At 41.6% G+C, this 25,339-nt stretch carries 24 protein-coding genes; 17 read left to right on the top strand and 7 right to left on the bottom strand.

Going from position 1 to position 25,339, the window contains the following annotated elements; translation table 11 throughout:
* Positions 1–27 precede the first annotated feature (27 nt).
* The 8 genes from LZG75_RS04460 to LZG75_RS04425 all read left to right on the top strand — a co-directional run bounded on the left by LZG75_RS04460 (position 28) and on the right by LZG75_RS04425 (position 7,961).
* Positions 28–312, top strand: coding sequence for a hypothetical protein (locus LZG75_RS04460; protein WP_233925208.1), 285 nt, complete (start codon positions 28–30; stop codon positions 310–312).
* Between the two features lie 34 nt (positions 313–346).
* Complete coding sequence (gene xylB, locus LZG75_RS04455; protein WP_233935655.1) at positions 347–1,876, top strand: xylulokinase; 1,530 nt, start codon at positions 347–349, stop codon at positions 1,874–1,876.
* Between the two features lie 6 nt (positions 1,877–1,882).
* Positions 1,883–2,989, top strand: a complete 1,107-nt coding sequence (locus LZG75_RS04450; RefSeq protein ID WP_233925211.1) for an ABC transporter ATP-binding protein — start codon at positions 1,883–1,885, stop codon at positions 2,987–2,989.
* A 25-nt stretch (positions 2,990–3,014) separates the two neighbouring features.
* Entirely contained in the window at positions 3,015–4,364 is a 1,350-nt protein-coding gene (locus LZG75_RS04445; protein ID WP_233925212.1) for an ABC transporter substrate-binding protein, read from the top strand.
* 7 nt (positions 4,365–4,371) lie between these two features.
* The gene (locus LZG75_RS04440; RefSeq protein ID WP_233935653.1) at positions 4,372–5,259 is read left to right on the top strand and encodes a carbohydrate ABC transporter permease; all 888 of its coding nucleotides are present in this window, start codon (positions 4,372–4,374) and stop codon (positions 5,257–5,259) included.
* Positions 5,260–5,468: 209 nt separating this feature from the next.
* The gene (locus LZG75_RS04435; RefSeq protein ID WP_233925214.1) at positions 5,469–6,089 is read left to right on the top strand and encodes a carbohydrate ABC transporter permease; all 621 of its coding nucleotides are present in this window, start codon (positions 5,469–5,471) and stop codon (positions 6,087–6,089) included.
* Positions 6,090–6,091: 2 nt separating this feature from the next.
* A complete protein-coding gene (locus LZG75_RS04430; protein WP_233925215.1) occupies positions 6,092–6,862 on the top strand; it encodes an SDR family NAD(P)-dependent oxidoreductase in 771 nt (256 codons plus the stop codon).
* A gap of 4 nt (positions 6,863–6,866) precedes the next feature.
* The gene (locus LZG75_RS04425; protein WP_233925216.1) at positions 6,867–7,961 is read left to right on the top strand and encodes a glycerol dehydrogenase; all 1,095 of its coding nucleotides are present in this window, start codon (positions 6,867–6,869) and stop codon (positions 7,959–7,961) included.
* Between the two features lie 5 nt (positions 7,962–7,966).
* On the opposite strand, the gene LZG75_RS04420 is transcribed toward LZG75_RS04425, so the two are convergent.
* The 3 genes from LZG75_RS04420 to LZG75_RS04410 all read right to left on the bottom strand — a co-directional run bounded on the left by LZG75_RS04420 (position 7,967) and on the right by LZG75_RS04410 (position 11,820).
* Positions 7,967–9,013: a LacI family DNA-binding transcriptional regulator gene (locus LZG75_RS04420; RefSeq protein WP_233925217.1), complete on the bottom strand. Its 1,047-nt coding sequence runs from the start codon at positions 9,011–9,013 to the stop codon at positions 7,967–7,969.
* A gap of 48 nt (positions 9,014–9,061) precedes the next feature.
* Positions 9,062–10,153, bottom strand: coding sequence for an extracellular solute-binding protein (locus LZG75_RS04415; protein WP_233935651.1), 1,092 nt, complete (start codon positions 10,151–10,153; stop codon positions 9,062–9,064).
* 86 nt (positions 10,154–10,239) lie between these two features.
* Complete coding sequence (locus LZG75_RS04410; RefSeq protein ID WP_233935649.1) at positions 10,240–11,820, bottom strand: iron ABC transporter permease; 1,581 nt, start codon at positions 11,818–11,820, stop codon at positions 10,240–10,242.
* 146 nt (positions 11,821–11,966) lie between these two features.
* Here LZG75_RS04410 and LZG75_RS04405 point away from each other — a divergent pair, with 146 nt between their 5' ends.
* Positions 11,967–12,968: an ABC transporter ATP-binding protein gene (locus LZG75_RS04405; protein WP_233935647.1), complete on the top strand. Its 1,002-nt coding sequence runs from the start codon at positions 11,967–11,969 to the stop codon at positions 12,966–12,968.
* Here the strand turns inward: LZG75_RS04405 and katG are convergent.
* Positions 12,965–15,160 (bottom strand): catalase/peroxidase HPI, encoded by a 2,196-nt coding sequence (gene katG / locus LZG75_RS04400; protein WP_233935645.1) that lies wholly within the window; start codon positions 15,158–15,160, stop codon positions 12,965–12,967. The two genes, LZG75_RS04405 and katG, sit on opposite strands and share 4 nt — an antisense overlap.
* Positions 15,161–15,210: 50 nt before the next feature.
* Complete coding sequence (locus tag LZG75_RS04395; RefSeq protein WP_233935634.1) at positions 15,211–15,717, bottom strand: DUF1993 family protein; 507 nt, start codon at positions 15,715–15,717, stop codon at positions 15,211–15,213.
* A 155-nt stretch (positions 15,718–15,872) separates the two neighbouring features.
* Between LZG75_RS04395 and phnD the strand changes: the two genes are divergently transcribed.
* From phnD to LZG75_RS04365, 6 genes are read left to right on the top strand one after another with little or no spacing between them, the layout of a single operon-like run.
* Positions 15,873–16,880 carry a phosphate/phosphite/phosphonate ABC transporter substrate-binding protein gene (phnD, locus tag LZG75_RS04390; RefSeq protein ID WP_255696516.1) on the top strand — a complete coding sequence of 336 codons (1,008 nt, stop codon included), beginning with the start codon at positions 15,873–15,875 and terminating at the stop codon, positions 16,878–16,880.
* Positions 16,881–17,648 carry a phosphonate ABC transporter ATP-binding protein gene (phnC, locus tag LZG75_RS04385; protein WP_233925223.1) on the top strand — a complete coding sequence of 256 codons (768 nt, stop codon included), beginning with the start codon at positions 16,881–16,883 and terminating at the stop codon, positions 17,646–17,648.
* Positions 17,649–17,677: 29 nt separating this feature from the next.
* Positions 17,678–18,436, top strand: a complete 759-nt coding sequence (gene phnE, locus LZG75_RS04380; protein ID WP_233925224.1) for a phosphonate ABC transporter, permease protein PhnE — start codon at positions 17,678–17,680, stop codon at positions 18,434–18,436.
* On the top strand, positions 18,433–19,242 hold the full coding sequence (gene phnE / locus LZG75_RS04375; RefSeq protein ID WP_233935632.1) for a phosphonate ABC transporter, permease protein PhnE: 810 nt from the start codon (positions 18,433–18,435) through the stop codon (positions 19,240–19,242). Before phnE (LZG75_RS04380) ends, phnE (LZG75_RS04375) begins: the two co-directional genes overlap by 4 nt.
* Positions 19,243–19,261: 19 nt before the next feature.
* Complete coding sequence (locus tag LZG75_RS04370) at positions 19,262–20,104, top strand: HAD-IIB family hydrolase (protein ID WP_233935629.1); 843 nt, start codon at positions 19,262–19,264, stop codon at positions 20,102–20,104.
* Between the two features lies 1 nt (position 20,105).
* Positions 20,106–21,098 carry a tripartite tricarboxylate transporter substrate binding protein gene (locus LZG75_RS04365; protein WP_233935627.1) on the top strand — a complete coding sequence of 331 codons (993 nt, stop codon included), beginning with the start codon at positions 20,106–20,108 and terminating at the stop codon, positions 21,096–21,098.
* 159 nt (positions 21,099–21,257) lie between these two features.
* On the opposite strand, the gene LZG75_RS04360 is transcribed toward LZG75_RS04365, so the two are convergent.
* Positions 21,258–22,172, bottom strand: coding sequence for a tripartite tricarboxylate transporter substrate binding protein (locus LZG75_RS04360; protein WP_233935625.1), 915 nt, complete (start codon positions 22,170–22,172; stop codon positions 21,258–21,260).
* A gap of 68 nt (positions 22,173–22,240) precedes the next feature.
* Positions 22,241–23,554, bottom strand: coding sequence for a sulfatase-like hydrolase/transferase (locus tag LZG75_RS04355; RefSeq protein WP_233935621.1), 1,314 nt, complete (start codon positions 23,552–23,554; stop codon positions 22,241–22,243).
* Between the two features lie 251 nt (positions 23,555–23,805).
* Here LZG75_RS04355 and LZG75_RS04350 point away from each other — a divergent pair, with 251 nt between their 5' ends.
* Both LZG75_RS04350 and LZG75_RS04345 read left to right on the top strand, forming a co-directional pair.
* Positions 23,806–24,255 (top strand): fasciclin domain-containing protein, encoded by a 450-nt coding sequence (locus LZG75_RS04350; RefSeq protein WP_233935618.1) that lies wholly within the window; start codon positions 23,806–23,808, stop codon positions 24,253–24,255.
* A gap of 53 nt (positions 24,256–24,308) precedes the next feature.
* Positions 24,309–25,205 carry a histone deacetylase gene (locus LZG75_RS04345; RefSeq protein WP_233935616.1) on the top strand — a complete coding sequence of 299 codons (897 nt, stop codon included), beginning with the start codon at positions 24,309–24,311 and terminating at the stop codon, positions 25,203–25,205.
* The last annotated feature ends 134 nt before the right edge of the window (positions 25,206–25,339 follow it).

Below are 25,339 nucleotides of genomic sequence, written 5' to 3'. Positions count from 1 at the left end.
AATAACTTTGATAGATGGATTATAAAAATGGGTGAAGCAATTAAATCTCTCAAAATCTGTGCTTTTTGCCCCAATACTTGTCGCTCCAGTTATGCGGCCACTGAAGCGTTGCAAATTGAGTCACAAACCCCATCGGCACTGTCTTTCATTTGTCTAGCTGTGCATCAGGGAAACCTCGAATGGGATCAAGAGACAAAAGATGTCCTAATTAGACGCAATGCCGTTAAAGCCAGCGTTGGTCATTGCACATATGGACTAAATATGACTCAAGTTCTAGATGCTGCAGTGCAATCCTTTAACTCCCAAACTTAAGTGTTACTGGAATCCCTCATTAGCAGAACAAAAGATGGTTACAGAAAATAATAATCCTTCACCCAAAACGTGCTTGATGGGCATCGATATTGGTGCAGGTAGCCTAAAGACAATGATTATTGATCTCCATGGTCACGTCTTAGGGACGGCAAGTAAAGACCTGAAGACCCATTCTCCCCACCCAAGATGGAGTGAACAAAACCCGCATGATTGGTGGGATGCAGTGAAAGAAACTGTACCCAAAGCAATCAAGCAGGCAAACATCACCGCAAGTGAAATCGCCGCCATTTCATTCAGCGCGGGTGCCCATACTCCTGTTTTAGAGGATAAAAATGGCGCCCTTCTTAGGCCAGCAATTTTATGGAATGATCAACGTAGCGGCAAAGAAACACAGGAGTTAAAAGATAAGCACTGGGACCGAATTCTTGAATTAGGATTTAACTCCCCAGCCCCCACTTGGACCTTACCCCAATTTTTATGGCTCAGCAGAAATGAACCCGAAGTTCTGCAAAAAACCAAGCGTATTTATGTCGCCAAAGATTGGCTCAGGTCAAGATTAACCGGAACCTGGGAAATGGATGCAACAGAGGCGGTAGGAACGCTCCTATTTGACGCCAGAAAAGGCGCATGGTCGAAGGAGTTATGCGATCTGGCAGGATGTCCAATTGAAGCGCTTCCCCCAATTGTAAAACCCATTGATATCGTTGGTGTTGTGACCAGTAGGGCAGCAAAAGAAACTGGTTTGATGGAAGGTACGCCAGTAGTATGTGGTACATCAGATACTTCAATTGAAACTTTTGGAGCAGGCTCAATTCATGCTGGCGATGGAACGGTCAAACTAGCAACCGCTGGCACTGTAAGTGTGGTCAGCAAAAAGCCCAATCTTCATAAAACCTTGATTAATTATCCATTTGTTATTCCAGATCATTGGTATACGATTTCAGGAACAAATAGTTGCGCATCAGCACACCGCTGGTTAAGAGACACTTTCTTTAGCTCTCATGATGGTATTAATGGGTTTGATCTGATGGATCAATTGGCAAGTGAAATTCAACCAGGTGCTGAAGGCTTATTGTTTCATCCCTACTTACAGGGCGAAAGAGCCCCGTATTGGGATCCCTTACTTCGGGCTGATTTCGTAGGCATCACCTTCCGCCATAATCGCGCTCATTTTGCGCGGGCCTTGTACGAAGGAATTGCTTTTTCCCTAAAGGATGTACTTGAGCAATTTAAGGATCAGGGAATTGAAATTCGGTCAGCTCGCATAATTGGCGGAGGGGCTAAAAGTGCAACCTGGAGACAAATTGTGGCCGATATACTGGGTATCGAAATAGTTTTATCTGAGACAACAGATGCCTCTTTTGGTGCGGCCCTAATTGCAGGTGTTGGGGTAGGAATTTTTAGTGATGAACTTTCAGCTGCTAATAAATGTATTAGGGTGGCAGAAAAAATTCAGCCCGACCCAACTCGGGTTGCTTTTTATGATCGCCTTTTTGTTATGTATAAAGCTGCTCAGGCTGGTCTAAAAGATGTTAATCATGAATTATCAGCATTGATTGGTTAAAGAAATATGGCTTCAATTATCTTAAAGAATGTCAATAAAAATTTTGGTAATACTGTAGTAGTCGTCGATTTAAATCTCGAGATAACTGATGGCGAATTTATTGTCTTGGTAGGTCCATCTGGCTGCGGTAAATCTACGACCTTACGAATGATTGCTGGGCTTGAAGAAGTAAGCTCGGGAAATATTTTTATTGGTCAAAAAGATGTTACTCATTTAGAGCCAAGCGAACGGAATATTGCGATGGTTTTCCAAAACTATGCCTTATATCCACATAAAACCGTTTATGAAAATCTCGCTTTTGGCTTAAAAATGCGCAAGGTGCCCGCAGATGAAATTAAGAAAAAAATTAAATGGGCTGCGGAGATATTGCGCATTGAAAATCTATTAGAGCGGAAACCCAAGCAGCTTTCCGGCGGGCAGATGCAGCGGGTTTCCCTAGGTAGAGCGCTTGTTAGGTCGCCTGAAGTTTTTCTATTGGACGAGCCATTATCAAATTTAGATGCCAAGTTGCGAATCAGAATGCGGGAAGAAATTGGTCAGCTCCATCAACGTATTGGGATTAATATGGTTTACGTTACCCATGACCAAGTGGAGGCCATGACATTAGGGGATCGTATCGTCGTAATGAACCAAGGCAAAGTTCAGCAAATTGGAACCCCACTAGAGGTTTATGATCATCCAGTGAATTTATTTGTTGCAGGATTTATTGGCGCACCTGAAATGAATTTAATTGAAGGATCTATTTCTGAAGATAAAGGACAGTATCTATTTAAAAGTAACGGATTAGATATTATGCTGGGTAAAAATTTAAAATTGGATTTAAAGCAGGCAGATAAAATTGTTTTGGGAATAAGACCAGAACACTTTGAAATATTAAGCGTATTAAATTCACAAGAGCCAAGTCAAAATCAAAGTATTTTTACAGCTAAAATTTCAATGATTGAGCAAATGGGGGCGCATACTCTTTTTGTTTGTGAGTTGCCTAGTAATCAAAAAATTCGAATTTTAAGTGGTCGCGAGGACAGATGTAAAGTTGGAGATGATTTAAATATAGCGTTAAAAGAATCTAAATGGCATATTTTTAATGGTTTATCAGGGGAAAGTCTTATTTAATGTAGTTCTTCAAATGGAGATAAAAATGAAAAAAAATAATGAATTAATCAATGACACTAGCAAGCCCACTCAAAGCATCAACCAGGGGAAAATTCAACGTCGCGAAATTTTAAAAGCTGCAGTTGCTGGTGCCGCCTTATTTGCTGGCGGCGCACCGGCTATTCATGCACAACAAAAAACCATTCGCTTCCTGAATGCTGAGCCCTCTAGGGATTCTGTTAAGGCCTTGCGTGTAGCCGCCGCGGAATATGAGCGAATCTCAAAAGTAAAGGTTGTAATAGATACCGTAGTGCCTGACGAAGCTTACAATAAATTACAAGCTTCTATTGCAGCAGGAACACCATATGATATTGGTACTCTAGCTTTTGCTGGACATGTCTTCATTCTTGCCGACGCAGGAAAATTGGTACCACTTAATACGCTGGTCAATAAACACAAATGGGGGCCTCGAATTCTATTTCCAATAAAAGGCCAAAATTACTGGTATCCGTATGATTATAATTTTTGTTGGATGTACTACCGCAAAGATTTATACCAGCAAAAAGGCTTAAAAGTTCCAACCACCTGGGAACAAATGGCTGAAAATGCTAAAGCTTTAACTGCTGATGGCAAATTTGGGGTTGCGCAACCGCTTGGTAATAATGCCGCCGCCCAATGGATGTCTTTGGGATATATGTGGGCTGATGGCGTCAGAATGTTAGACGATAACTTTGCATTAGTGCTAGATAACCCGACAAATAAGCCTAAGGTAATGGCTTACTTCGAGTTTATGAAAAAAATGTCTCCGAGTATGCCGCAAGGAATGACTCAGGCTTTGTTTGGCACAGTCTTAGGGCAATACTCAGGAGGTCAGGTTGCTCATGCCCCCTATGCTGGAAGATTGATGGAAGTGATTGAAGATAAGGCCCCCGATCTAGTCTCTAAAACAGGGTTTTTTATGTACCCAGATAGCGCTGGTAAAGGTCAGGCGGTTAATCATGGCTATGACGGCTGGGTTGTCTTAAATACACCCATGAAAGAGGAATCTCTGAAATTTATGGAGTGGTTTACAGAAAATCAATATATTAATTTCTTACACTCAGCGCCACTACACTTTCAACCAGCTAGACTAGATGTCTATGACGATGCTCGCTGGAGAGCCCATCCTTTAGTAGAAAAACATGCCGATTTAGTTGAGTTTATGAAAGGCTTACTAACACGCAAAGACGTCATTATTAGATCTGTTGATACTGAAGGTCCGCGTATTGATTCGCGCCCTGGAAAAATGTTTGAAACTTTTGCAATTACCGAGGGATTGCAAAATGTGATTTATAACGGCATGCCCGCATCAGAGGCTGTTGATGTAATGTCAAAAAAATATCGAACAGTTTTGTAGTTCTTAAATGCAAGGATTCAGAACCCCTAGCGATAAAGTCCTTAAATGGGCTTTTATCGCTTCGGTTTCTGTTGTTTTATTACTTATCCTGCTGCCTGTTCTGCATGCAATTCAGTTAAGTTTTTATCATTCGGAATCTTTTGTTTCTAATAAAAATTGGGTTGGAATTGGAAACTATGTCCGCATTCTGAACGAAATCATATTTTGGAAGGCGCTCTCAGTTGGCCTTATTTTTGGTTGTTTAACGATCATCCTGCAAGTTTGTCTCGGCATTGCCTTTGCATTATTCTTAGACCGAAATTTTCCAGGCATCCCCATTATTAGGGGTCTAGTAATTTTGCCCTACCTACTTCCAACCGTCGTAGTGGCTTTGGCATTTCAATGGATACTGGATGGAACCTTAGGCTTATTTACACTCTGGTCAGAGCAATTAGGCATGGGCAGGCCAAGCTGGTTTGAAAATCCCTATCTTGCAATGGCGGTTGTAATAGTTGCTAGTGTATGGACTTGGACTCCATTTGTAACAGTTTCTTTTTTGGCGGCCCTACAAACTATTCCAAAATCGCTCTATGAATCTGCAAAAGTAGATGGCGCTGGAATGTGGGCAAGATTCTGGCACGTCACTATTCCCATGCTTTTACCCATGCTAATGGTAATTATTTTGCTAAGAAGTATTTGGATGTTTAATAAATTTGACATTATTTGGTTATTAACTAAAGGTGGTCCTTCTTCTGCCACAGAGCATCTACCGATATTGGCTTATCGACGCGCATTTTTGCAGTATGACGTCGGCGGAGGAGCCGCGGTTGCAACATTATCTTTTTTGCTTCTCTCGCTCTTGATTTTGGTTTATTTTTACTATTACCCACTGGAAGAGAAAGGGGGCTCTCATTGAAAGTAAAGGCTGGTCCAGCGCTATTTACACTAGTGTGCTTGGTGCTACTGGGTATCTGGTCATTTTTCCCCATATATTGGATGATCATCTCGAGTCTCCGTCCAGAAAAAGAGTTATTTGATATACCCACTTTAATTCCAAAAACAATCGACTGGCAATTCACCTCATATAGAAACCTTCTAGAATTAACAGACTACCCCCTGCAGTTCATGAATAGTATTATTGTGGCGCTGGCAGTTGTGGTTATCACTTTAATTATTTCGATCATCATTGCCTATGTCGTAACACGCTATCGCGTGCCAGGTAAAACAATGATTGTGGGTAGCATGTTATATGCGTATATGTTTCCACCCTTAATGTTAGCCATTCCTTTACTATCAATTTTTGCGACTCTTGGCCTTGCTGATAGTTTAATTGCTGTTGTTTTAGCTCATTGCACCTTAACAATTCCACTGGGTGTGTGGATGCTTTGGGGGTTTTTTAAAGTGATGCCTTTTGATTTAGAGGAAGCTGCAATGGTCGATGGCTGTTCTCGTGCTGGCGCATTCTTCCGGGTTGTGCTCCCCCTATCGCTCCCAGGAATTATTACCGTTTCTATTTTTTCATTTCTATTGTCTTGGACAGATTATGTATTTGCATTTGTACTAGTGAGTAGCGATCTCAATAAAACCTTACCAGTGGGTCTGGCCTCCTTAATCGGCTCATTTGATGCGCGCTGGGGTGAATTAATGGCTGGCGCAACTTTAATTGCCATTCCTTTATTTCTAATATTTGTATTTTTAGGGCGTTATTTCATTAAAGGCTTGGCAGCTGGTGCAATTAAAGGATAAAGATGAATTTTGGCTTAACTAATAAAGTCTGCGTTATTACGGGTGGTGCTAAAGGCATTGGCTTAGCAGATGCTTTTACATTGGGCGCAGAGGGTTGCAAGATCATCCTAATTGATATTGATAAAGCAGCTGGTCAAGCAGCCATTAAGGAATTAAAAGCCAAAGATATTTCTGCATTTTTTTATTTGGCTGATGCTTCTAATGAAAATCAAGTTAAAGAAGTAGTAAAGGAAATTGAGAATATCTTTCAACGGTGTGATGTACTTGTTAATAATGCGGGTATAGGAGTTAAGCCGACCTATTTACTGCGAGACATGCCTGTGAGTGCATGGGATCAAATGATTAATGCACACCTCAAAAGTACTTTTTTATGGTCTCGAGCTATGATTCCTTTAATGGAAAAGAATCATTTTGGCAGGATTATTAATATGTCTTCTATGAATTTTACTGGCGGAGGTAGAGCTGGTATATCTCATTATTCCGCTGCGAAAGCAGCAATTGCTGGGCTTACAAAAACTCTAGCGAAAGAAGTTGGCGGGTTAGGCATAACCGTCAATGCGATTGCTCCTGGATATGTTGAAACTGAGTTAATTGCCCAATTCACCCCTGAAATGAGGGAAATTTTGCAAAAACAAAATCCCGTCGGCCGCACTTGCCTGCCCGAGGAGGTTGCTGCGCTAGTTACCTTTTTAAGCTCAATACAGGCAGCCTTTATTAATGGCGAATTAATTTGCATGGATGGTGGACGCAGAGATTTCTATTGGGGCAATTGAATTCATGACAATAAAAACCATGGGGTTTCCTGGTAGATATATTCAAGGCCCAGGGGCGCTAAAAGAAATTCCTGAGTTACTAAAAAGCTTTAATGTAATTAACGTTGTTGTTATTCTGGATGAAGTAGTCAATAAAATGAATGGGGAATGCCTGCAAAATACGCTTTCCCAAAAGGGCTTTACTGCTAATTTCGTTTTATTTCCTGGCGAGATAACGCCTGAAGTTGTCTCTCAACTCGCGGCCCAAGTTAGCGACTTGAATGCCGATATCGTGTTGGGATTTGGTGGCGGGAAAACCATTGATTGTGCTAAGTGGATTGCCTTTAACTGCAAATTACCTCTTTTCATTCTGCCTACGATCGCCTCTAACGATTCCCCTACAAGTAGATTAATTGTTTTATACGATGAGCACCATCGGATTGCCCGTGTTGACTATATGGCTCGAAATCCAGATGTCGTTATTGTTGACACCAATATTATTTCTCATGCCCCATTAAGGTTTTTTGTTGCAGGACTTGGTGATGCGTTGAGTAAAAAATTTGAGGCAGAACAATGCTTTTTTAACCAAGGGAAAAACTTTTTTGGCACCCCATCACTAGCTACTGCTCGTCTACTGGCAGATAAATGCTACGAAACTATTCTGGAATATGGTGAAGAAGCCGTAAAGCAAATAAAACAATATCAATCACCTAATGAAGCAGTTGAGAGAGCAACTGAGGCATCAGTTCTTCTCAGTGGTTTAGGCTTTGAAAGTGCAGGACTTTCGCTGGCACATGCCCTCACAAGGGGCTTTACAGCGCATCCCATCATGACTAAATTTCTGCATGGAGAAATTGTTGCCTTTGGTTCTATTGTGCAACTGATAGCTGAAAATCGTTCTTCAACTGAAATTAAGACTCATGCAAAATTTTGTCAGTCCTTAGGTCTGCCTGTTAGCTTTAAGGATTTTGGTGTAGAAGGATTGAATCCCTTGGAATTAGAAGATATTGCCTCTAAGACCATGATGGCGCCTTATATTAATAACCTATCCCCAAAAGCAACTGATGCCAGAATTATTGAGTCGCTAATAAGGGCCAATGAAATTGGCATGTCGCTATAAAAGTCTTATTTATTTTTTGATATATTTTTTACTGATTCTCTAATAATTAACTCCCCTGGTAGAAGCTCTACCAAGACTTTATTTTGATTTTTTTCAATTAAGTTAATTAGCCCTATTGCACCTTCATAACCCATTTTTTGGGAAGGCATTTGTACGGTAGTCAAAGGGGGATGAAGTGCACTAGCAATTGGGCCATCATGAATGGCTACTATAGACATATCTTTAGGAACGCTAAACCCGTTTTTTTGTAAAGCCATCATCGCCCCTACAGCAACATTCAGTGTTAAGGCAAATATAGCGGTAGGTTTTGCCTTTGGGTTGACTAAAAGCTTCTCTGTGGCCTGCGAACCCCCCAAAATTGAATAGCCACTTACCTCTACTAAATTAGGGTTAAACGGAATCATTGCCTGTTCTAACGCCTCTTTATACCCATAAAATCGGCCTACTCCTGATGATGAATTAACTTGACCAGATAAATGTGCAATATGCTTATGGCCCTGTGATATTAAATACTCAGTGGCAATTTTTGCGGCTCGCGAACTATTAAAATAGACTGAGTTTATTAATCCTGGAACTTTGCGATTGAGAACTACTACTGGTACGGTTGATTTTTTTGCCGCCCGAAGAATTGCACTATTTTTATTTAAAGTAGTTACTAAAAGACCATCAACCCGATTAGATTGAATTAATTTTTTATATGGCTCGCCCTTAGATGGGCCATCCTCTAGATAAGAAATAACCAGGCTATAGCCTTTTTCACTCGCGCCTCTTTCGGCGCCCTTGATAATTTCTGAAAAAACAGGGTTATCAAGCTGTGGTACCACTATTCCAATCGAAAAAGTTTTAGACACCCTGAGACTACGTGCACTAATATTAGGCTGATAATCTAAACCCTTCGCAACCTCTAAAATTTTCTTTTTTGTTTTGCTGGAGACCCTTTGATTAGGATTTTGTGACAACACTCTTGAAACTGTTGATGGATCTACCTTTGCCTTAAGAGCAATATTTTTTAATGTTGCTCTAGCGCTTGGTTTAGCTTTATTTTGTTTCATAGGTTGAGGTTATTGTAACTATAGTAACTCCACACTGCCACTAAAATCTCATTTATACCCCACCCGATCTAGCAATCTTTGTGCGGCAATTTGGTTCTTACCAATTGCCGCAATTGAAATATTTTCGGCCTTAAATGACCCGAGCATTTTAAGTCCTTCATTTTCTAACTTTACTGACTTAACGACTGGCCACTCATTATTTCCATTAGCAAAATACTCTTGCGCAGAGTCACTTGCCAAGTAGTCTAGAAATTGAATTGCTGCTTGAGAATGCGGCGCATTCTTCGCTACCCCGCCCCCAGCAATATTAATGTGTACGCCAGAGGTCTGTTGATTGGGCCAGACAAAGCCAATTTTAGAAACAATGGCCTGATCCTCTGGATTTTTAGAGCGCAATAATCTCACTAAATAATAAGAATTAGTTAGGGCCACACCACACTCACCCGCAGCAACGGCCTTAATTTGATCGGTATCACCGCCTCTTGGGGGTCGTGCCATATTGGCTACCATTCCTTTGGCCCAAGCTTCGGTTGCCTCTTCTCCGCGACGCTCGATCATCGCCCCAATGAGCGACAACATATAAGGATGTGCACCTGAGCGGGTGCAAACCTTGCCTTTATTAAGGGGTTCTGCTAATTTTTCGTAGGTATCCACATCCTGAGGCTTCACTGTAGATTTGTTATATACAACTAAACGCGCTCGAGTCGAAAAACCAAACCAGGTCGTGCCTTGTGCATCAGGCTTCGCGCGTAAATTTGCTGGAATTCGGCTTTCCAAATAGGGCGATTGAATGGGTTTAAAGAAACCATCAATTTGTGCCCGCCAAAGACGCGCTGCATCAACCATCAAAATAACATCGGCTGGACTTTTGTTGCCTTCGCTCTTTAATCTTTCAGCTAAGGCATTGTCATCTGCTTCAATCCGATTAATTTTAATTCCCGTCTTCTTAGTAAAGCCGCTGTAGAGAGCCTCATCGGTTTGATAGTGTCGAGCGGAATATAAATTAAGCTCTTTTGTTTCATTCGCTGTTTGTGCAATAACAGGATTAGTAGCCCAAAAACTGATGAGTAATAAAGCAATAATTAATGTGCTCACACTTAAGGCGAGCGGAATCTTTTGCGTCAAATTTTGATTTCTCATTTCTATTACGAATGCCCTATTCTCAAGCTAGATTTAATTAGATTTGAACTAATATATCACAAATAAGAATGATTATCAATTAAGAATTAGGGCTTAGACATGAGCCGAGATAGCACCAAGACCGGCAAAAGACCAGCCAGCACAATAGTTAGCGATGGTAATGCTAGCTCTGCCAAGCGCTCATCAGCCGCTAATTGGTAGGTGGCTACGGCTAAGGTATCAAAATTAAATGGGCGTAGCAGTAAGGTGGCAGGTAATTCTTTCATCACGTCAACAAAAACAAATAATCCAGCGGTAAGCAGACTCCGCTGGAGTAACGGTACGTGCACCCTTCGTAAAATCTGTAACTGAGATAAGCCAAATAATGCTGCCGAGCCATCCATTGAGGGGGTAATCCGCGCTAAACCTGCTTCAACAGTTTGCAAGCTAGAGGATAAAAATCGTACTAGATATGCGTAAATCAAAATAAGTATGCTGGCAGAAACCCACCAAGCAATCTGAAAAATTTCTAAAAAAGAAAGTACCCCAATGGCCAAAACTGCGCCTGGTAAGGCATACCCAAAGCTCAATAAACGATTAACCCAAGCCAAGCGTGCATGTAATCTCACAGCATAGGCAAAAAATAAGGCTAATAAGACTGAGGTGAAGGCAGTGATGAAAGACACCGATAAGGAGTTACCAAGCCATGCAAAATATCGTATGTCGAGATTAAAGCCTTGTTTGTAAAGCAGTTGCAGTAGTGCAAATGCGGGCAATAGAAAACCGCAGGTGATGGTTAGACCGCAAAATAAAAACGCTAGTAATGCACGTCTACCATGTAAGGTCTTAGCCAAAGACTTACTTTGGAAAGAGGATGAATAGCGCAGTTGAGAACGACTACGCTGTTCAATAAAAAAGATGAATAAAACAAAACCGAGTAAACCCAGTGCCAGCTCTATTGCGGCCATACGATCACCAAAAGATAGCCAAGCTTTAAAAATGCCAGTGGCAAAAGTTTGCACCCCAAAGTAAGAGACTGCACCAAAGTCAGCCAAAACTTCCATGAGGGCCAACGCCATTCCCGCAAAGATTGCGGGCCTAGCCATCGGTAAGATCAATTTCCATAAGGCCTGCATCTCACTGTAACCTAAAGTTTCAGAAACTTCGATCAAACGACTGCTTCGCTCTAAAAAAGCGGTGCGAGTAATTAAATAAACATACGGATATAAGCAAAAAGAAAAAGACCATATTGCGCCACTTAATGATCTTGGGTCAGGAAAAAACCATAAAGAATCTAATCCCCATAAAGATCGAATTGCGCTTTGCACGGGCCCTGAAAATTGCAATAGATCGACAAAAAGATACGCCATTACGTAAGTCGGTACAGCCAAAGGCAAAATTAATGCCCATGCAAAAAATTTCTTGCCAGGAAATTGATAGCTTGCAATTATCCAAGCGTTCCCAACTCCAAGAATAAATACGCCAATTCCCACCCCGAAAATTAATGCCAATGTCGATACGAGGTAATCCCCAAGGACAAAATGCCATAAATGAGCTAGCGTGCTAGTCACTAGCGTGTTACTTGCACTATCAGCGTTGCCGCTGAATTCTGGCAATAAAAATGGGAGTGCCAAGCCAAACAGGGGCAAAAACAATAAGAGTGCCAGCGGTACGACGATTCGACTCATCAAATCCACAATCCGTTTAGACTTTAGTTATGTATTAAACCATTTACATTAATGAGAAAATTATAGGGATGAACGTGAATTGCCCCCTGCTTTCAATAAAACACCTTGAAATTACCTATCCTAATCACACTGGGCAGGGGCAGGTTATGGCTGTTAATGATCTAGATCTAGAGCTGCAGCAAGGTGAGATTGGCTGTTTATTAGGCTCCTCGGGCTGCGGTAAATCTTCTGTGCTCAGGGCCATTTGCGGCTTTGAACCCGTGCAAAAAGGCGAAATTCTGCTTCGTAATAGCGTTGTTAGCTCGCCTACCACTCATATCGCGCCAAGCCAAAGACGGGTTGGTATGGTGTTTCAAGATTTTGCTCTCTTCCCACATCTGACAGTTTTAGAAAATGTCGCTTTTGGTTTGCAACATTTTCCCGGCGCTCAAAGAAAATCCCTAGCTATAGAGTGGTTAAAGCGGGTCTCATTGGCAGATAAAGCCAATGTCTTTCCTCATGAGCTTAGTGGCGGGCAACAACAACGTGTAGCCCTAGCTAGAGCAATGGCCCCCGAACCCGACCTCATTTTGCTTGATGAACCATTCTCTAGTCTAGACATTGAATTAAGAGAGCGCCTTGCAGGGGAAATGCGCGCCATTCTCAAGGCCAATAAGATAACCGCTCTATTGGTCACTCACGATCAATTCGAAGCGTTTGCAATTGCCGATCAAATTGGGGTGATGGTTGATGGCAAAGTGATGCAATGGGATTCCCCTTATGAGCTGTATCACAAACCGATTAATCGTTATATCGCCGACTTTATTGGTCGCGGCGTATTTGTCAAAGGAGTGGTTCAAGCTAGTGGAAAAGTAAATATCGAGCTGGGCGAATTAGATTTAGATCCCGGCCACAGTAACGCAGTTGGCGAAGAAATTGATGTACTACTTCGTGCTGACGATATTCAACATGATGATGCCAGCCCAACGCAAGCTGAGGTAGTGAGAAAAACGTTTCGAGGTGCCGATTTTCTCTATACTCTAAAGCTTGCATCAGGTACTGAAATTTTTGCCTTTGTTCCCAGTCATCATGATCATGCCATTGGTGAAAAAATTGGTATTCACTTAGTTGCCGATCATGTCGTCACATTTAATCAAGAAGCAGATTAAGCTAAATCATAACGGTCTAGGTTCATCACTTTATTCCAAGCTGCGGCAAAATCATTGATAAACTTAGTTTGCGCATCAGCACAAGCATAAACCTCTGCTAGCGCGCGTAACTGTGAATTAGAACCAAAAACAAGATCGACCAGCGTTCCAGACCACTTCAGCTTTCCTGTGGCTCGATCCATGCCTTCAAGCACGCCAGTAGCTGCATCTCTTTGCTGCCACTTAGTATTCATATCCAGTAAATTAACAAAAAAATCATTCGTTAAGGTCTCGGGGCGCTGCGTGAAAACACCATATGCTGACTGATCAAAATTGGCATTGAGAACCCGCATGCCGCCAATCAATACCGTCATTTCAGGTGCTGTCAGGGTCAACTGATTGGCGCGGTCAATTAAGCGTTCGGCGGCTGCAGCCACATTGCCATCACCCATGTAGTTACGAAACCCATCGGCACGTGGCTCCAGTACAGCAAAAGAATGTATGTCAGTTTGCTCTTGCGCTGCATCAGTCCGACCAGGAAAAAATGGTAGCGTTAGCGCTTGATCTGCTTTCTGGGCTGCCGATTCAATCGCTGCATTCCCGCCTAGAACAATTAAATCAGCCAGTGAAACTTTTTTTCCAGAAGTCTGTGAAGCATTGAATTCTGTTTGGATAGCCTCTAGTATTTGCAAACTAGTGGCCAACTCGGCGGGCTGGTTGACTGGCCAATCTTTTTGCGGCGCCAAACGTAAACGAGCGCCATTAGCTCCACCACGTTTATCGCCTCCCCGAAATGTGCTTGCTGATGCCCAAGCCGTTTTTACTAACTGTGCAATTGAGAGCGGTGATGCTAATATTTTTTGCTTTAAGTTAGTTATATCTTCTACATCGATCAAGGGGTGAGTGACTGGAGGAATCGGGTCTTGCCACAATTGCTGCTGCTTTGGTACAAGGGGACCAAGATAACGTGAGATAGGTCCCATATCACGGTGGGTTAATTTGTACCAAGCCTTAGAAAAAACGTCCGCCAATTCTTCTGGATGGGCATGAAACCGCTCCGAAATAATGCGGTAACTTGGATCCATCTTCAAGGCCAGATCGGTTGTAAACATCATCGGTGCATGTTTCTTAGCAGGATCATGTGCATCAGGTACGGTGCCGGCTGCCGATGCCTCTTTTGGCGTCCATTGATGAGCACCTGCGGGGCTCTTTGTTAACTCCCACTCATAACCGAATAGATGATCAAAATAGTTGTTATCCCACTGGATAGGATTTGTTGTCCATGCGCCTTCTAAGCCGCTAGTAATAGCATCATCCCCAGAGCCAGTTCCAAAAGTATTTTTCCAACCAAAGGCTTGTTCTGCAATCGGTGCAGCTTCGGGCTCTGGGCCAACATACTTTGCTGGATCAGCAGCACCATGGGCTTTACCAAAGGTATGTCCGCCAGCAATGAGAGCGACCGTCTCAGTATCGTCCATCGCCATACGGGCAAAGGTCTCCCGTATATCGCGCGCAGCAGCTAGTGGATCAGGGTTACCATCAGGACCCTCAGGATTTACATAGATCAAGCCCATTTGTACTGCAGCGAGTGGCTTTTCTAATTCTCGGTCACCGCTATAACGCTTATCGGCTAGCCACTGTCCTTCTGAACCCCAATAAATGTCTTCACCTTCCCAGACATCTTCGCGCCCACCGGCAAAACCAACAATCTTTAAGCCCATTGACTGCAGCGCAATCGTACCGGCAAGCACCATGAGGTCAGCCCAAGAAATTTTACGACCATACTTTTGCTTAATAGGCCAAATCAATCTGCGTGCCTTATCGAGATTGCCATTATCAGGCCAGCTATTTAGTGGCGCAAAACGTTGTGTGCCAGAACCTGCGCCTCCACGACCATCGCCAATGCGATAAGTGCCTGCACTATGCCATGCCATGCGAATAAAGAATGGGCCGTAGTGCCCATAGTCAGCGGGCCACCATGCTTGTGAGTTTGTCATCAAAGCATTGAGATCTTTGATAACAGCATGTAAATCTAGGCTTTGAAATTCTTTGGCGTAATTAAAATCCTTAGGCATCGGATTAATTAGCGGTGAGTGTTGATTTAAAAGCTTGAGATCCAATTGATTGGGCCACCAGTCGGCATTCGTGGTGTGTCTGGCTAAGGCACGATCATCCGCGCTATCAGAAAACGGGCAAGTGGCTGCAGGTGACATGAAGCTTTCCTAAAATAAATGATTTAAAAATTGATTGAATGAATGCGCAGTTAAATGCTACCTAAATAATCGCGTTTACCAATCTCAACGCCGTTATGACGCAAAATATTGTACGCAGTGGTGACATGAAAATAGACATTAGGTAAGGCATGCCCTAATAAAAACTGGAGGCCTTTGTAATGGGTCTCTTTATCGCCTCGCTTGGTAATAATATCTTTATCTTCGGTGCCATCAATCTGCTCAGGTTTAATGCCTTCGATGAAAGCAATTGTTTTAGCAATACGTAACTTCAAATCTGCAATAGATTGCTCATTATCTTCATACACCGGAATTTCCACGCCAGCTAATCGGGCAACTACGCCCTTTGCAGTATCAGCAGCAATTTGAATTTGCCGCGTGAGGTTAAGCATATCGGGAAATAAACGAAACAAAGTAAAGGCGGTGACATCTAATTTTTTAGCCTCGATATGGGCTTGAGTCTTATCTAAAATAGCCGATAGATTCTTTAAAACATGAATTAATCGTGGTGCGCTAGCTTGGTACATTGAAATCGTCATCATTAGCCTTTAGGAAGAGAAAAATAGTAATAAGGATTCTGATGTTACTCTTGTAATATTAGTTTTGCAGAACTACCAGCGGCCATTTAGATCGGCTATATTTAGGGGTCTAAAATAAGATAATTACACTAATTAGACTTACAGGGAGAATTAGCATGAAGCGCATTATATTTAGCTTGCTAGTGTTGATGTCATACGCTGTTTTTGCCCAAACTGCATGCAAAAGCAGTGGGGATCTTGACCCCCAATATTGCGACCAAAATGGCGATATGGTTGCCGATACCCCAACCGACCCTAAATTACTTAAAACGCCATCTACGATTGTTTTCACCTATACCCCCGTTGAAGACCCGGCGGTATATGAAAAGGTGTTCAAACCCTTTACCGACCATTTAGCCCAATGCACCAGTAAAAAAGTCATTTTTTACCAAGTGCAGTCGAATGCTGCAGAAATCGAAGCTATGCGCTCAGGCCGCTTACATGTGGGCGGGTTTTCAACAGGCCCAACCGCCTTTGCTGTCAATATTGCCGGCGCTGTTCCTTTTGCTGTTAAAGGTACCGAAAAAGAATTTCAGGGATATAACTTGCTAGTGGTTGTTAAAAAATCTAGCCCTTATCAAAAGCTGGCCGATTTGAAAGGCAAAAAATTTGCCCATACATCCCCATCCTCAAACTCTGGCCACATGGCACCAATGGCTTTATTTCCAAAAGAGGGTCTTGCGCCAGGAACCGACTACAACATTCTCTTTTCTGGTAAACATGATCAATCAATTTTAGGGGTTCGCTCAGGTGATTATGATGGTGCAGCAGTTGCCTCAGATGTATTTCATCGCATGGCAGTAAGAGGTCAAATAAATGAAGATGACTTCCGCATTATTTATAAAAGCCCTAAATTTCCAACTTCCTCTTTTGCATATGCTTATAACTTAGAGCCAAAGTTTAGAGATCAACTACTTAAGTGCTTCTTCGATTACCGTTTTACGGATGATATGAAAAAAGCCTTTGATGGTGCCGATCGTTTTTTCCCGATAACTTATAAAAAAGATTGGGCCATAGTACGCCAAGTTGCTGAAAATGGCGGGGAGAAATTTAATCGCTCTGCTTACGATAAAGAGACTTCCCGCGAAGAAGAGGCTCGCAAAAAAGCTGCTGCTAAAAATTAAATGAGTTTAAGTGTCACCACGCTAAAGATTGAAAATCTTTATAAGGAGTATGTCCCAGGTAAATTGGTATTATCAAATATCAATATTTTTGTGCAGGGAAGTGGGCTCATAGCCATCATTGGCCCTTCTGGTACAGGTAAGTCAACCCTGATTCGCTGCATTAATCGTCTGGTTGAGCCCACTCGAGGAATAATTAATTTTTGTGGTGAGAATTTAGTCACACTTAACTCTAGCTCGCTTAGAAAGGCACGGCGTCAAATTGGGATGGTTTTCCAGGAATTTAATTTAGTAGAGCGTCTGACCGTAATGGAAAATATTCTCTCTGGACGCCTCGGCTATATTTCAGCATTAAAAGCCTGGCTCAGAATTTACCCGCCGACCGATATTGAGCAAGCCTATCAATTATTAGATTTGATTGGCTTACGGGGTTTTGAAAATCAACGGGCTGATTCTCTATCTGGGGGTCAGCGCCAACGGGTTGGTATTGCTAGATCAATTATGCAAAGCCCAAGATTATTATTAGCCGATGAGCCTACATCTTCTTTGGATCCAAAAACTTCTGTAGAGATAATGAAATTGATGCAAGAGTTAGGTAATAAGCTCAATATTCCAGTAATAGTCAACATGCATGATGTTGAATTAGCAAAACGATTTGCTACCAGAATCATTGGCATGTCTGAAGGCAAAATCATTTATGACGGCTCGCCAGAACAATTGAATGATTCGGTTTTAAGGTCTATATATGGTGGCAAGGATTGGCTTCAGTAGCATTCTCCCCATCCTATAAAACAAAAATCATGTGGGCGATTTTTTTTGCTTATGTGATTTACGCTATGTCTAGGCTTGACTTTACTTGGGATCGCTTTGTCCTCGGCATCCATAATGGTGCACAATTTTTAAGTCGGATGTTTCCCCCACATGTAATGCAACCAGAGTCGATGTTTAAAGGCTTACAAGAAAGTCTGGAAATTGCTATATTGGCTTCCTTTTTCGGGGTGATTCTTTCATTACCACTTAGCATTCTAGCAGCGCGCAACTTAATGCCCAAATGGGTAACGTGGATTGCGCGTACCGTGATTGCCCTTTGTCGCAGTTTTCATCCTTTAATCGTTGCTATTCTCTTTGTTAAAGCAGTTGGCTTTGGTGCATTAGCAGGCATCTTGACCCTAATTGTGGCTTCAATTGGATTTATTGCCAAACTCTTTGCTGAAGCAATTGAAGAAATATCGCCAAAACAAGTTGAAGCCATTAAAGCAACAGGTGCGCCATTTTTAAGCGTGCTAGATTATGGCGTCTTCCCCCAAGTGATGTCCCGCTTTATTGGCTTTGTTACTTACCAAATCGATTCTAATTTAAGAAACTCAACAATGGTGGGAATTGTGGGTGCTGGAGGTATTGGAGGTACTTTATTTGCCGCCTTCCAACGCTTCGACTATGACTTTGTATGCGCTATTTTGCTCGCCATCATCGCAATGATTATGACTGGCGAATTATTAGCTAAATTGATTCGTATTCTACTTACCGGAAAACAAAGTCGAATTGAAAACGAATCATGATTACATCCCAAAAAGAATACCCTAGTACTTGGTCGCGTTATAGCTTTATTCAAGTACAACTTCGATTTTTTTTATCGCTTATAGCCATCGCACTAATTATTTTCTCAGCTAAAAATGTTGAAGTTATCCCCGAGTTTTTATTAGATGCTCCAGAACAGGTGCAGGATCTATTTTTGCGTATGTGGCCAATTGATTTTGACTACTACCCAAAGGGAATTCATGAAGCCTTGTTGGATACAATCCATATTGCAACTTTAGGCACTATTATTTCATTAGCAATTGCCTTTCCCATTGGGCTTTGCACCTCTTATCGCTTAATACCTTTTCGCATTATTAATTTAATCGCACAATTTATTTTAGTTGCCTCAAGATCAATTAATTCAATTATTTGGGCCTTATTATTTGTGGCGATTTTTGGTCCAGGAGCTCTAGCTGGCACTCTTGCAATTGCTTTTCGATCAATTGGTTTTGTTGGTAAGTTACTGGGCGAGTCAATTGATACTGCTGACATGAACAGCATTGAAGCATTAAAAGCCTGTGGTGCACCTTGGCTTTCAATTTTTACCAAAGGCTATTGGCCTCAGATTGCGCCAAGTTTTTGGTCAATTGCCTTATTTCGTTGGGATATTAATATTCGCGAATCTTCAGTCTTGGGCCTAGTTGGTGCTGGGGGTATTGGGATGGCACTCGATTCTGCACTAAATCTATTTCAGTGGACTCGTGTTTCATTAATACTATTATGTATTTTTATTATCGTTGTAATTGCTGAAATTATCGTGACACAAATCCGCAAAAAATTAATTTGACTTTTTGAGCAATTATTCCTTGAGCCGATTAATCAATCCCAAGCCAATTGCTGATCTACCTACAAAGGTTGTCACAGAAATTGAGTACGTATTTACAGATATAGATGACACTATTACAGACGGGGGGAAATTACTTCCTGAAACTTTTACTGCAATAGCCGCCCTTCAAAATGCGGGTTATAAAGTAATCCCAGTTACAGGAAGACCGGCTGGATGGTGTGACCTAATTGTCAGACAGTGGCCAGTAGATGCTATTGTTGGCGAAAATGGAGCCTTTTATATGTGGCAGGATAAAGTCTCAAAAAAACTTTGCACCCATCATGTGCTTGACCAAAACGAAAGAATTGTTTATGCCCAGCGCCTTTTGCAAATAAAAGAGTTATTGATTAAAGAATATCCTAAGATTGTTTTTGCTTCAGATCAATTTTCACGTCTATACGATTTAGCTATCGATGTTAAAGAAGATGTTCAGCCATATTCAGCTAAAGACATAGAAACACTACTACAATTTCTTGCCGCCTATGAATTAACAGCTAAATTAAGCTCGATTCATGTCAATCTTTGGTTGGGTCATTGGGACAAGCTAAGCACCACCAAACTAATGATGAAAAACCTCTTTCATAAAGACTTGGAAACTTATAATCAAGCTTGTCTCTTTATAGGCGATTCTCCAAATGATGCTCCAATGTTCTCTTATTTCAGACATTCCTTTGGAGTTGCTAATGTATTAGACTATCGGGATAGAATAGAGTTTATGCCCAAATGGGTTACTAAATCTAAGGGGGGCAAAGGTTTTTCTGAGTTAAGTGAAGTCCTGATCAGATCAAAATCTTCTGTATCAACTATCGTGAATGGATCTTGAGATGATTACTAGAAAAATTTTTATTGTAAAAATTGCATTAATGTTGAGTACGGGTCTTTTTTATTTGCCTAGTAACACTAATGCCCAAGCAAACCCGGTACCCGACTACCCTTCCAGACCAATCAAATTAGTCATTCCCTTTCCTGCAGGCGGCAGTTCTGATGGCATTGGCCGGCAAATTGCTGATAAATTATCGGGCGTATTAAAACAAACTGTAGTAGTTGATAACAAAGGAGGTGCAGGAGGGATTATTGGCACCGATTACGTCGCTAAAGCTGCGCCCGATGGCTACACCTTAGTTCTAGTCGATGTATTCCATACTAGTACGCCCATCTATACCCGTAAGATGCCTTATAACGCACTTAAAGATTTCACACCGATTTCACTAATTGGTCGATCGCCAGCATTTTTAGTTGCAAGCCCCTATTTTCAAGTTCAAACTGCTCGTGAAGCTATTACTTTTGCAAAAGCCAATCCTGGCAAAATGACCATGGCAATTGCTGGCACTGGTAGCGTTGTCGTTGATCTTTTTAAAGCACGCTCTGGGCTTAATTTTATTAGTGTTCCCTATAAGGGATCTTCACCAGCGATGATTGATTTAATGAGTGGGCAAGTAAACGTCATGATTACCACCATGGCTAGCGCAGGAACCCACATAAAAGCTGGAAAACTACGCCCATTAGCTGTGACTGGTAACAAGCGGAATAGTGATTTTCCCGAAATACCTACCTTTGCTGAATTGGGAATTAATGGCATGGACTATGAACAGTGGTTCGGCATTATGGGGCCAGCTAATCTACCAAAACCCATTATCGATAAAATCTTTTTAGCAATGAAGCAGGTATTAAATATGCCTGATGTCCGAGAGCGCTTGAGTGGAATGGCGCTTGAGGTTGCATCCCCTACCCCAGAAGAAATGAAGCGTAAGGTTGAAGAAGACAGCAACCGCTGGCAAAAACTAGCTGTAGAGCTAGATATAAAGCCGATTGATTAATTAATCTCGGTATTTTCTAACAAAGTGCGAATAAAAACTAGGTTTAACAAGCTAAAATTTCTATTTATTAATCTAATCTCAGTAGTGCTTTCTTTCAAGATGATCTTTTATGGGTATAACCCTAGATTCATATGCTGAGCCGATTAAATAAGCTACTGCTTACTGAGCCTCGATACCAGCAAACTGTGCGATCTTTTCATATTTTGTCATTTCTGTTCGCACAAATTTCTTAAACTCATCTGTTGTCATTTGCCTTGAGCGAATGCCCGCCTTTGCATACGCGTTCTGTACTTCTTTATCTTGCATAGCCAAATTAATATCAGAATTAATTTTTTGAATGATTGCTACCGGTGTTGCGCTAGGGGCCCATACTCCAAACCACAGACTCATGTCATAGCTAGGGTAGCCCTGTTCAGCAATCGTTGGAATATTAGGAGCAGCCTCTGAGCGTGTTTGGGTCGTTACCCCTAAGGCCTTTAATTTGCCAGAGTTAACTTGTGTAATTGCGGTATCAAAAGCAATCATAAAAAAGGCAACCCGATTACTCATCAGATCTTGCATGGCATCTGGCCCACCCTTGTATGGCACATGGACCATTTTAATGCCGGCAATTTGATTGAAATATTCTGCCGCTAAATGGGTTGAACTGCCAATGCCTGCAGAGGCGAAGGGAATTTCTCCTGGCTTGGCTTTGGCTGCCAAGACCAGATCCTTAAGAGATTGATACGGCCCACCAGGAGAGGTGGACATTAAATAGGGGGTAATTCCTAAAATATTGACATCTACTAAGGCCTTTAAAGGATCGTAAGGTAATTTTTTATAAATTGCGGGATTAGCTGCATAAGAAGCGGACTGAACTAAAAGTGTATAGCCATCAGGTTCCGCGTTCACTACTGCGCCCGTCCCAATTAAACCGCCAGCTCCAGGGCGATTTTCAACTACTACCGGCTGCTTCCAAGTTTCACTTAAATTCTTGGCCACAATCCGCGCCACAATATCAACCCCAGAACCAGGCGTTAGGGGCACAATTAATTTAACTGGTCGATTTGGGTAAGACTGTGGCAACTGCGCCATACTGTACGAACTAAATAAAATAAAAATGCAACCCAATATTATTTTGATTTTTTGCTTCAAGTTTTCACCTATCTCTGGGGCATATTTTGAATTGAATAACCTACGCTGATATTAGCACCCTGCGGAATTTCTGGCATCGTTAAATTCCAACTTAGCCAAGATTCTCGCATTGACCTTAACTGCTCAGGAAAATATTCGGCTAAATTTGCCCGCTCACGCTCATCTGCTCCAACATTAAAAAGGTACTCATTTTCATCGACCTTAAGATACTTCCATTCATCTAAACGATAAGCCCGCTGGCCTCGATAATTCATGCGCCAAAACAGAGGCCTTTCAAATAGGTGATTAGCATTTTTTAAAATAGGCAGCATTGAGACGCCATCGAGGGGATATTCTGGGTCTATATGAGCGCCAGCAATATCCAATATCGTTGCCGTCCAGTCCATCGTGATACCAATTTGCGTACTCACTTTATTTTGAGGAATGAGGGCTGGCCAATGCACAATCCAGGGAACGCGAATGCCCCCCTCAGTCAAATCCATTTTCCCGCCGACTAAAGGCCAGTTATCAGAAAACCGCTCGCCACCGTTATCGCTAGTAAAAATAATCAAGGTGTCATTCAACAAATTTTCTGCTTGAAGTGTGGCAACTATTTTGCCAATACCTTCATCCATATGATGGATCATTTGCTGATAGGTTTTTACATTACCGCCATGCAGATGAAATAAATTATTCTTTACTTCACTTGCCAGATGGGCATCATCTCTTGTTTCCCAGGGCCAATGTGGGGCAGTGTAATGAAGGCTAATAAAAAAAGGGGTTCCTGCCCTTGCCACAGCAGATTTTTTCTGAATATATTCAATAGTTTTATTGGAAAGCAAATCTGTTAGATACCCTTCTTCGGCGGTCTCCTCGCCATTGAGCCAAAGATCATGAATTCCCTGTGAGTCACAATGGGTAAAGTAATCAACTCCACCTGCCATTGGACCAAAAAATTCATCGTAGCCCGAAAGTAAAGGTCCAAATTGTGGCGGAAAGCCTAGATGCCATTTGCCAAATAAGGCGGTTTGGTAACCCACTTCGCGGAGCATCGATGGCAAAGTGGGGATATCCACTGGCAATCCTAAAGTTGTATTGCCTCTACTTTTAAAATTAATTGGCTCCTCTGCTGCCCCACGCAAGCGATACTGATATCGTCCAGTCATCAAAGCAAAGCGCGTTGGCGAGCAGACTGGAGAATTCGAGTAACCCTGAGTAAAAAGGAGACCATTGAGTGCTAACCAATCAAGCGTGGGTGAAGCGTTTGACTTCGCGCCATAACAGCCTAGGTCTGCATAACCCAAGTCATCAGCAACAATAAAAATAATATTAGGGCGATTCACAGATTCTTTACCCACCAAATAATGCAAAAGTTAAGGGCAAATAGTATCAATAAAAAGGGGTTAATCAAGCCTAAAGCGGGAACTACAGCCTTAAAGATCAGGATTAATTGGTAAAGCTATTTTAATAGTAAGGTAATTTCACCTTTCAACAGCCTTATTCCAAAGGGCGTATATTTATTTAGGGTATTCCCTAACTTTTTTTATCAATCCATTCTTAACTGTATTTGCAACTACAAAATAAGGTTCTAAAGATGAGCTCTAGCACTTATGAGCATTTTGAAGGATGCGTTTTATGTGGGCTAATTGATACTGCAATTAGCTCTGGAATTTTTAAAATCTGGACAAAACTAATCAAAAAATCAGAATGGTTTCAGTTACTCGATAACGGTGGATTTTTTACACTTTTTATCCCTACTGATGCTGCCTTCAGTAGAGTCCCCCCAGAATATCTTCAAGCGCTTGAATCTAATCCCGAGGAATTAAACGATTTTATTGATCACTTTATTGTTCCTGAGTTTGCCTCAACTAAAGTTCATAATTCCCACTATTCCTCCATTGCTGGTGATGATCTTTTAATTGAATCCAATCTGAGTGGCCCGAGTGTAAATCGAGTCAGCATAAAAATAGAAAATATAATTGCTACAAATGGCATGATTCATGCTGTTGATTCAATTGATATTTTTAATACGAAGAAGAATTAATTCATTACTTTCTCAGTACTCATTAAATACTTACTAATCAGGACCAATGTCTAGTGAAAGCGTATTATAGCGATCACTTTGTGTTACCCCTTCCAAAAGGGCATCGCTTCCCGATGGAAAAATATGCTCTACTGCGACAATCAATCCAATCATTAGCCGATTTAGAACTGCTTGAGGCTCCAAGCGCAACTAATGCGCAGTTACTTCTTGCTCATGACGCAAAGTATGTTGAAAAAATAATTAGTGGACAACTTAATGTAGCTGAACAAAAGGAAATTGGCTTTCCATGGAGTCCGCAGATGGTTGAACGCTCTAAAAGGTCGGTTGGCGCAACCTTAGCAGCTTGTAATGCCGCACTTATGGATGGAGTCGGTGTTAATTTAGCTGGTGGAACTCACCATGCCTATCGCGATAAAGGCAGTGGGTTTTGTGTTTTTAACGATGTCGCAATCGCAGCTAAAAATTTACAGGCCATCAAGGGCAATCATTTCCGTGTTGCCATTGTTGATTTTGACGTGCATCAAGGTAACGGAACCGCTAGTATCATGCAATATAACGATTCAATTTTTACTTTATCAATTCATGGAGAAAATAACTTTCCCTTAAATAAAGAACAAAGCGATCTTGATATTGGCTTAAAAAATCAATGCGCAGATAACGAATATTTAAATGCTGTTACTTATGCACTTGATGAACTTGAAAAAAGATTTAGTGCAGACTTTGTGATTTATTTAGCTGGTGCAGATCCGCATACTGATGATCGCCTAGGTAAATTAAGCCTGAGTAAAAAAGGTTTGTTATTGCGTGATCAGGCAGTATTCGATTTTGCAAAGATTTATGGAATTCCGATTGCAGTTGTAATGGCAGGTGGTTACGGCGAAAAAATCGAGCAATCTGTTGAGATTCATCACCAAACTATTGCTCTAGCACTCCAATATTCTCATAATTAAATGATTAATTCCAATCTACTGTTAATTGCAGCATTTATCATTCTGTTTGTCAGTATTGGTTTGGGATTAATGTATCAAGAATTCAAACAATGGCTAGCCGACCTCTGGTCGGATTAAAATCAACTTTACTCACC

Origin of the sequence: Polynucleobacter sp. IMCC30063, from assembly GCF_021395235.1 — a bacterium.
Lineage (GTDB): Bacteria > Pseudomonadota > Gammaproteobacteria > Burkholderiales > Burkholderiaceae > Polynucleobacter.
This window is presented reverse-complemented; position numbering and strand designations above follow the sequence as displayed.